Origin of the sequence: Streptomyces cahuitamycinicus, assembly GCF_002891435.1 — a bacterium.
Lineage (GTDB): Bacteria > Actinomycetota > Actinomycetes > Streptomycetales > Streptomycetaceae > Streptomyces > Streptomyces cahuitamycinicus.
This window is the reverse complement of the sequence record NZ_POUC01000353.1, coordinates 1-8,500: the sequence shown is the minus strand read 5'-3', so window position 1 is coordinate 8,500 and position 8,500 is coordinate 1. Positions and strand designations below refer to the sequence as shown.

General features: G+C 69.4%; 7 protein-coding genes. All 7 read left to right on the top strand.

The window, feature by feature from the left end; all coding sequences use genetic code 11:
• Positions 1 to 307 precede the first annotated feature (307 nt).
• Positions 308 to 967 (top strand): hypothetical protein, encoded by a 660-nt coding sequence (locus C1J00_RS32715; RefSeq protein ID WP_102912599.1) that lies wholly within the window; start codon positions 308 to 310, stop codon positions 965 to 967.
• 53 nt (positions 968 to 1,020) lie between these two features.
• Complete coding sequence (locus C1J00_RS32710) at positions 1,021 to 1,980, top strand: hypothetical protein (protein ID WP_102912602.1); 960 nt, start codon at positions 1,021 to 1,023, stop codon at positions 1,978 to 1,980.
• Positions 1,981 to 2,089: 109 nt separating this feature from the next.
• Complete coding sequence (locus C1J00_RS32705; protein WP_102912598.1) at positions 2,090 to 2,968, top strand: LLM class flavin-dependent oxidoreductase; 879 nt, start codon at positions 2,090 to 2,092, stop codon at positions 2,966 to 2,968.
• A gap of 51 nt (positions 2,969 to 3,019) precedes the next feature.
• The gene (locus tag C1J00_RS32700) at positions 3,020 to 3,865 is read left to right on the top strand and encodes a class I SAM-dependent methyltransferase (RefSeq protein WP_180989776.1); all 846 of its coding nucleotides are present in this window, start codon (positions 3,020 to 3,022) and stop codon (positions 3,863 to 3,865) included.
• Positions 3,866 to 4,653: 788 nt separating this feature from the next.
• Complete coding sequence (locus tag C1J00_RS32695) at positions 4,654 to 5,427, top strand: isoprenyl transferase (RefSeq protein ID WP_102912597.1); 774 nt, start codon at positions 4,654 to 4,656, stop codon at positions 5,425 to 5,427.
• A gap of 354 nt (positions 5,428 to 5,781) precedes the next feature.
• Positions 5,782 to 7,107: an RNA 5'-3' helicase PhoH2 gene (gene phoH2, locus C1J00_RS32685; protein WP_102912595.1), complete on the top strand. Its 1,326-nt coding sequence runs from the start codon at positions 5,782 to 5,784 to the stop codon at positions 7,105 to 7,107.
• A gap of 424 nt (positions 7,108 to 7,531) precedes the next feature.
• On the top strand, positions 7,532 to 8,233 hold the full coding sequence (locus C1J00_RS32680) for an aggregation-promoting factor C-terminal-like domain-containing protein (RefSeq protein WP_180989775.1): 702 nt from the start codon (positions 7,532 to 7,534) through the stop codon (positions 8,231 to 8,233).
• Positions 8,234 to 8,500: the final 267 nt, after the last annotated feature.

Genomic DNA, 8,500 nt, shown 5'->3' with positions numbered 1-8,500 from the left:
TCCGGCCCCCTTCCGACCGTGCACCCACACCACTCCGGCTCTGAACGTATCCGCAGGGAACAGCCCTCACATGGGCCCACGGACCCAAGCCCTTTGCTCGTTCCTGACTGAAACGCCCCCGGCGGTATCGCCATTGGTGCCCGGCGTTGGCGCGTTACGCAACCGTTACGGCTCGAAGGTGACGACGAATCACCGGTTCCTCCGCATACGCCCCGCGAGTTGACAACCTTCACCCTGGTGCGGCCGCACCCCGCTGTATAGCTTTGGTTCGCTCAAGAGAAGCCTCGCCACCTCCCAGGAGCCGACCGTGAACCGCCGCCCCACCCTCCTCGCAGCGCTCACGCTGACCGCCGCTGCGGCCCTGACGCTGTCCGCGTGCGGGAGCGACGACAGCTCCAAGGGCAAGGACAACGACAAGATCGCGGGCGCGGACACGGGGGACAAGGCCTCGCCCTCAGCCGCCCCGAGCGAGCCGGGCACGAGCGGACGGCCGGAGATCGAGCTGCCGTCGGACGTGACCTACGAGTTCGAATGGAAGAAGACCGGCGACTCCCAGAAGGACGCCGTGCTCAACGATGCCGAGCAGCGCATCAGAGCCGTAGACATGGCAATCGCCAAGCAGGACCCTCTCGACAAGGCCTACCGCTTCTACTCGGAAGGCACGGCCGCCGCCGAAAGCCAGAAGTACATCCAGGAGTTCGTCGACCACAAAGCACGCACGACTGGTCTGACCCGCTACTACAGCGAGAGCCTCACCATCAAGGGTGACGGCACGGCCGCACTCGTGTACTGCGAGGACCAGAGCAAGGCGTTCAACAAGTTCCTGAAGACGGGAAAGACCGATGTCACGCCGGTGACGAAGGACAGCTACGTCGTCTACGCCGGCACCCTGCGCAAGAACGACAAGGGCGTCTGGGTGACCGAGCGACTGATCTCGCAGCGGGGGAGCGCGAAGTGTCAGCCCTGATCCATACCAAGCGCCTGCTCTTCACTTCGGGCCTCGTAGTGGTAGCCCTGACCATGTCCGGCCCCGCCTATGCGGAGAAGGGGTTCGGCAGCACGGACGGTGAGACGCAGAAAGCCGACGCAGGCAAAGACGGCACCGTCTCCGTAACCGTGGGCGGCGTCGTCTTCGACCGTTCCAAGAACGGCAGCGGCGCCTCCGCCGGTGCGCTCACCTCGGCCACGTCCTGGACGCCGCCGCCCTGCTGGTACGCCCCGAAGTACACCCCGGAGCAGCTTCAGAAGACCATGGAGCCGGTCTGGGAGGCCGGTTCGACGGGCTACGAGTGGGACGCGAAGCAGCGCGACCGTTACGTCGAGGGGAAGCCCTACAAGGACTTCAACAAGGACAAGACCGGCAAGGGTTACTTCTGGGACTCGTTCGTCGACGAGGACTTCCCCCCGGGCTGGGACGCCTGCACGGAGGAGCCGTTCTGGGTGGACCAGGGCGACCCGCCGCCCGCCGACGTCCAGAACGCCGTCACGCCCGAGATCCTCGCCGAGCTCGCCTATGCCGAGATCCGCGTCCCCAGTACGAAGGTCACCCTGGCACCCGCCGCCGCGACCAAGGTCAACCTGCCGACCTGGGCCTGGCTCGACGTCGCGGACTTCAAGCCGGTGTCCGTCACCGCGTCCGTACCCGCCATCGACCTCACGGCGACCGCGACCGCGAGACCGCAGTCGCTCAGGATCGAACCGGGCACGAAGGACGCCGTGACCTACCCGGCCTCCGGCGTCTGCGAAGCCGACGGCGACCGCATCGGCGAGCCCTACGCCAAGGGCAAGGCCGACCGGACACCGCCCTGCGGGGTGAGGTATTTGCGCTCCTCGGGCGACGGCACCTACCCCCTCCAGGCCACCGTCACCTGGAAGATCGAGTGGACCGGCACCGGTGGCGCGGGAGGCGACCTCCCCGACGGCACGTTCGGCGCCACCCAGGACGTGGTCGTACAGGAGATCCAGGCCGTCAACCGCTGACCGAGCGCCGGATCCGGCCGGGCGGCACGACCACCATGAGGGGGATGGACCGCCCGGCCGACGGGAATTGCGTTGCCCGTCGCGCCTCGGCCCGGGTAAGAACGGCACCATGACCCCACTAGGCGCAGTCTTCCGCCCTCAACTGGCCCCCGAGCGACTCCGTTCCGTAGCCCGGCTGGCCGATGATGCCGGGCTCGAGGAACTCTGGCTCTGGGAGGACTGTTTCCGAGAAGGCGGAATCTCCACCGCCGCGGCCGCCCTCGCGTGGACCGAGCGCGTGCGGGTCGGGGTCGGGCTGTTGCCCGTGCCTCTGCGGAACGTCGCCATCACGGCCATGGAGGCCGCCTCACTGCACCGGATGTTCCCGGGCCGGGCCATCCTCGGTGTGGGGCACGGTGTGCAGAGCTGGATGGGGCAGGTCGGCGCCCGGGTCGAGTCGCCCCTCACCCTGCTGCGAGAGCATCTCGTCGCGCTGCGGGCCCTGCTGGGCGGCGAGCGCGTCACGGTCGACGGACGGTACGTCAAGCTCGACGACGTCGCTCTCGACTGGCCGCCGCAGGGCTCGCGGAGCGGAGTGCTGGCCGGGGCCACCGGGCCGCGGTCCCTGCGGCTCACCGGAGAGGCCGCCGACGGGACCATCCTCACCGCCTCTACGAACGCCGAGGGCGTGCGCACGGCGCGGCAGCTCGTCGAGGAGGGGCGCGCGGTGGCCGGTCGTGAGGCCGGGCCCCACCCCTTGGTCGTCTACCTGCTCACCGCCACCGGGCCCGACGCCGCCGCCCGGCTGCGCGCGGAGCTCACCGCAGAGGGGGTCGAAGCCGTTCCGGACCTCGGGGTCGCCGGGGACGCCGGGGCCGTCGCCGAGGCCGTCGAGCGGCTGGTCGAGGCCGGGGCCGACAGTGTCGTACTGCAGCCGACGGCGGACGAGCCCGACCCGGAGGGGTTCGTGCGGTTCGCCGCTGAGGAAGTGCGGCCCCTGGTTCCCTGAGGCCCGGTGACAACGAGCACGTCGTATTCGTCCTGTCGTAAGGAGCACCGCGTGACGTCCCGGCCCGAGCCCCGGCCTCCACGCCCCACCAGCTTCGAAGACCTCGTGGCCGAAGGCGCCTCCGTCCCCACGGACGGCTGGGACTTCTCCTGGTTCGGGGGGCGGGCGACGGAGGCACGCCCCTCCTGGGGTTACGCCGTCTCGATGGCCGGGCGGCTGGGCAGGGCGAGTGCTGTGCTCGACGTGCAGACCGGGGGCGGTGAGGTGCTGGACTTCGCCCTGTCCAGGGTCGCCGACGAGACCCCGGGCCGGCCCGTCACCGGGACCGCCGCCCCGAAGCCGCCCCTCCTCACCATCGCCACCGAAGGCTGGCCGCCCAACGTCGCCAAGGCGACCGCCCTGCTCCGTCCGCGCGGCGTCGCGGTCGTCGCCACCGCCGAGGACGACCCGCTGCCCTTCGCCGACGGCGCCTTCGACCTGGTCGTCAGCCGTCATCCCGTCCGGCCGCACTGGGAGGAGATCGCCCGCGTCCTCCAGCCCGGCGGGACGTATTTCGCCCAGCACGTCGGCCCGAACAGCGTCTTCGAACTCGTCGAGTACTTTCTCGGCCCCCAGCCGGACGGCGTGCGCAGTGCCCGCCACCCCGACCGTGAGCGGGCCGACGCCGAGGCCGCCGGGCTCGACGTCGTCGGGCTGCGGGCGGAGCGGCTGCGCGTGGAGTTCCACGACATCGGCGCGGTCGTGCACTTCCTGCGCAAGGTGGTCTGGATGGTCCCCGGTTTCACCGTCGAGGCGTACGAGCCGCGGCTGCGGGAGCTGCACGAGCGGATCCAAGCCGAGGGCGCCTTCGTCGCCCACAGCACCCGCCACCTCTTCGACGCGCGCAAGCCGGGCTGACGCGCCCCGGGCCCCTGTTCACCGTGAGGGCACGCGCCGAACGGACGTCACTCTTTGCGCTCACTGCACTTGCGCATCTTCCGACGAGGGTTTTCACATCGTTATCGCCAGTGGCTCGCCTCCGTGCAGCCACTCGCGTAGATTCGAAGCCCGGCAATTCGCGTGAGCAAAGCTGCGCGGGCGGTACCGCGCAGTGGAGGGGGCTGCGCGGTGCCAGGCCTCCCGCCGGGCCCTGTGCGGCGGCGATGTCGGGATGGCAAAGCGGCGAATCGGCGAGGGCCCGGGGGTGATTACGGGTCAAGCGGGTGTTCATGGCCTGGTTCACCCATCGGGGGGATGCCGGGACATGTCACCCGAGTGGGTTTCAAGGTGCGGCAAAGCCTCCGTTTTCTGCCCCAGGGCGCCTGATTCCCCTGCGTATGCGCCACGTTTCGGCCAGGAGCGAGCCCTGAACGAAGGCCTCCGCCGTCATCGCCGCGTCGCCGGTCGGCTCCGGAGAGTAGTTGTGGCACGCCGATGCACGCAGCATCACTTACGAAGGGTTATGGTGGAAACCCCCCCTCGGGCCGGTCCGTCTCCCCCCCACGGACCGGCCCGTTTTTCTTTGGTCCGCCGGGCGGCTCGAACCACCGGCCGGAACCATTCGTTCCGGCCCGGTTGGCGGCCCACCGCCGCTGCGGGGGTAGGCTTCGCCCCCGGGGACTGCCATACGGGCAGGGACCGCCGACGGCCACGACCGGGCCGTGCACCGCGGCCTGTCCGATCCTTACGGAGGGGCTGACGATCACGTGAACCTGCGCGACAAGCTGCGCGGCCTGCTGGTCAGGCTGTACGCACGCCGGGTGGAAGGTCACCTGGACCACGCTCAGGTGCCCAAACACATCGGCGTCATCATGGACGGCAACCGGCGCTGGGCGAAGGCCGCCGGTTCCAGCACGGTCGACGGCCACCGGGCCGGTGCCGGGAAGATCGAGGAGTTCCTCGGCTGGTGCACCGAGACCGATGTCGAGGTCGTCACCCTCTGGCTGCTGTCCACGGACAACTTCGACCGGCCGCAGGAGGAGCTCGTCCCCCTGCTCGGCATCATCGAGGACGTCGTGCGCACCCTGGCCGCCGACGGCCGCTGGCGTGTGCACCACGTGGGCACGCCCGACCTGCTGCCCCCGGGGATGCAGACGGTCCTCAAGGAGGCCGAGGAGACCACCGCGCACGTCGACGGCATAGTGGTCAACGTCGCCATCGGTTACGGCGGCCGTCAGGAGATCGCCGACGCCGTGCGCTCGATGCTGCTCGACGCCAAGGACCGTGGCACCTCGATGGAGGAGCTCGCCGAGGCCGTGGACACCGACATGATCGGGCGTCACCTCTACACCAGCGACCAGCCCGACCCCGACCTGGTGATCCGCACCAGCGGCGAGCAGCGGCTGTCCGGATTCATGCTCTGGCAGACCGCTCACTCCGAGTACTACTTCTGTGACGTGTTCTGGCCGGCGTTCCGCAAGGTCGACTTCCTGCGGGCCATGCGCGACTACGCCGTCCGGCACCGGCGCTACGGCGGCTGACGTAGCGCTGCCGGGCACCGCGGACGCAGGACATCCCACGTCACGACACCTCCCGGTACCCCCTTGAGGACGCGCGTAACACGGAGTTCACCGGCTTGCCGTCATATGCCGTGGCATGGCGACGCTCGTTCGAGGGCATAACCCAGACAGGTCGACGCCCGAACCACGGGTGTCGTATCTCAGCGGACGGCACGGGGCCGTCCGCCCGGGAGGCCCTTTGCACCAGCCCGATCGTGCGGTCACAGCACGGACGAAGAGGCGGAGGGCCGGTTTTCGGCCCGCGCAGGGCGGCCGACGACCGGTCCAGCTCCATACCGTCGCTCCCCGACCTCATCCGAGGGGGTACGTCCTTCCGTGGTGACCAGCACAAAGCGCCACAAGCCCGACCGGCGCACCTATGTTCTCGACACCAGCGTCCTGCTGGCCGATCCGAGCGCCCTGAACCGCTTCGACGAGCACGAGGTCGTGCTCCCCATCGTCGTGGTCACAGAGCTGGAGGCCAAGCGGCACCATCCCGAGCTCGGCTACTTCGCCCGGCAGGCCCTGCGCCTGCTCGACGAGTTCCGGGTCCGGCACGGTCGCCTCGACGCCCCCATCCCGATCGGAGATCTGGGCGGGACCGTCCGTGTCGAGCTCAACCACTCGGACCCCAGCGTGCTGCCCAGCGGCTACCGCCTGGGGGACAACGACTCCCGCATCCTCGCGGTCGCCCGCAACCTGCAGGCCGAGGGGTTCGACGTCACCGTCGTGTCCAAGGACCTCCCGCTCCGGATCAAGGCGTCCTCCGTCGGGCTCCTCGCCGAGGAGTACCGCGCGGAGCTCGCCATCACGGACTCCTCCGGCTGGACCGGAATGTCCGAACTGACCCTGCCCGGCGAGCAGGTGGACATCCTCTTCGAGGAGGGGCACGTCTACGTCCCCGAGGCCGCCGAACTGCCGGTGCACACGGGCCTGATGATCCAGTCGGAGCGCGGCAAGGCGCTCGGGCGGGTCACGCCCGAGGGCAACATCCGTGTCGTGCGCGGGGATCGTGAGGCGTTCGGCATCAAGGGCCGAAGCGCCGAGCAGCGGATCGCGCTCGATCTGCTGCTCGACCCGGACGTGGGAATCGTGTCGATGGGCGGCCGGGCCGGCACCGGCAAGTCGGCGCTGGCCCTGTGCGCGGGGCTGGAGGCGGTCCTGGAGCGCCGTCAGCACCAGAAGGTGATGGTCTTCCGTCCGCTGTACGCGGTGGGCGGGCAGGAACTGGGCTATCTGCCGGGTTCCGAGGCCGAGAAGATGAGCCCCTGGGCGCAGGCGGTGTTCGACACGCTGTCGGCGGTCACGTCCCGCGAGGTCATCGAGGAGGTCACCGCGCGCGGGATGCTGGAGGTCCTGCCGCTCACCCACATCCGCGGACGCTCGCTGCACGACGCGTTCGTGATCGTGGACGAGGCCCAGTCGCTGGAACGGAACGTACTTCTCACCGTTCTGTCCCGGATCGGGGCCAATTCACGCGTGGTTCTCACCCATGACGTGGCCCAGCGGGACAACCTCAGGGTCGGCCGGTACGACGGTGTCGTCGCCGTCGTGGAGAAGCTGAAGGGGCACCCGCTCTTCGCGCACGTGACCCTGACGCGGTCCGAGAGGTCACAGATCGCAGCCCTTGTGACCGAAATGCTCGAAGACGGGCACATCTGACCGCACACGGCAAAGAATGGCGGTTTCGCGATAGTTGGCGCCGTCCGGGAAAAGGCCAAGAGCCTAGCCGGGCGGCGCCTTCACGTGTGGCCTTTCGGTGGAATTTCCTGCGTCAAACGGGATGTGAGCTTTCACACGCAACTCGGAATTGCCTTGCCCCGTCGGGTTACGGCAGAGTCTCACTCCTGTCAGGCCCCGCATACGACACACCTGTACCCCCAGCCAGCGGTACGGCACCACAAAGCTTCAGCATCAACTGCATAGCGATGTCGTATGCCGCCCGAGCAACACGTGGTGCTCCCCTCGGGGGAGTTGCCCATCGGGCCCGCGCCTCCCGTGACCCCGCAGTTGGGGAGGCCAGTGCCAGGGGCACGATTGCGTCCGCGAGGGTCACCGAAGCGGGCGATGCTGGAAGGAAAACCGTGTGAGCCGGATCTCGGTCCGGGGATTCGCAGTGGCCTCGGCCACGGCGGTCACCGCTGTCGGAAGCGTCGTCGGCGTTGCCTCGGGCAGCACCGCGCAGAACAACGACGCGGAGGCGACGGCAACCGGCGCCACGCTGCTCGCGGACATCCCCGCGGGCCAGCAGGCCCAGGTGCAGACCGCGTCGCTGACGCAGCAGGCCGACGCGCAGGCCATCCAGGCGGACGCGAGCGCGAAGAAGGACGCCGAGGCGGCCGCCCGCAAGGCCGCCGCCGAGACGGCCATCGCCAAGAAGGAGGCCGCCAAGGAGGCGGCCGAGAAGGCGGCCAAGGAAGCCAAGGAGCGCGCGGAGGCCAAGGCATCCGCCAGCCGCTCCAAGGACATCTCCGACTTCCCCGTCGCGACCTCCTACAGCATCGCCCAGCTCCAGGCCATGGCACGGCAGATGGTGCCGGCGGGTCAGTTCCAGTGCTTCAGCAACATCGTGGACCACGAGTCCGACTGGAACTACAAGGCGGTCAATCCCTCCTCCGGTGCCTACGGCATGTTCCAGGCGCTGCCCGGTTCCAAGATGTCGTCCGTCGGCGCGGACTGGCGGACCAACCCGGCCACCCAGATCAAGTGGGGCCTGAACTACATGAACGACCGCTACGGCAGCCCCTGTGATGCCTGGTCGTTCTGGCAGGCCAACAACTGGTACTGAGCCGGCCGGCCCACGGCCCACCCCGTCCTCAGCGCGAGCCCCGCACCGTCGTCCGGTGCGGGGCTCGCGCCATGTACGGTCGGACGGACGGCTCCTCGGGGGAGTGGTGCGCCAAGACGGGGGAAAAGGACGGATCATGTCGCGAGTGCCAGGGTGGCTCGGCCGGCTGGGTGCCGGGCTGACCGAGATGAGCGAGCGGTACAACGAACGCCGCGCCGCGGCCGAGCGTGAGCAGGACGACCCCGAGCCTGTCCCTTATACACATCT

Bases quoted from the DNA above. Each gene is read 5' to 3' on its own strand.
- C1J00_RS32710 (WP_102912602.1), top strand. From the start codon at position 1,021: ATGTCCGGCCCCGCCTATGCGGAGAAGGGGTTCGGCAGCACGGACGGT.
- C1J00_RS32705 (WP_102912598.1), top strand. From the start codon at position 2,090: ATGACCCCACTAGGCGCAGTCTTCCGCCCTCAACTGGCCCCCGAGCGA.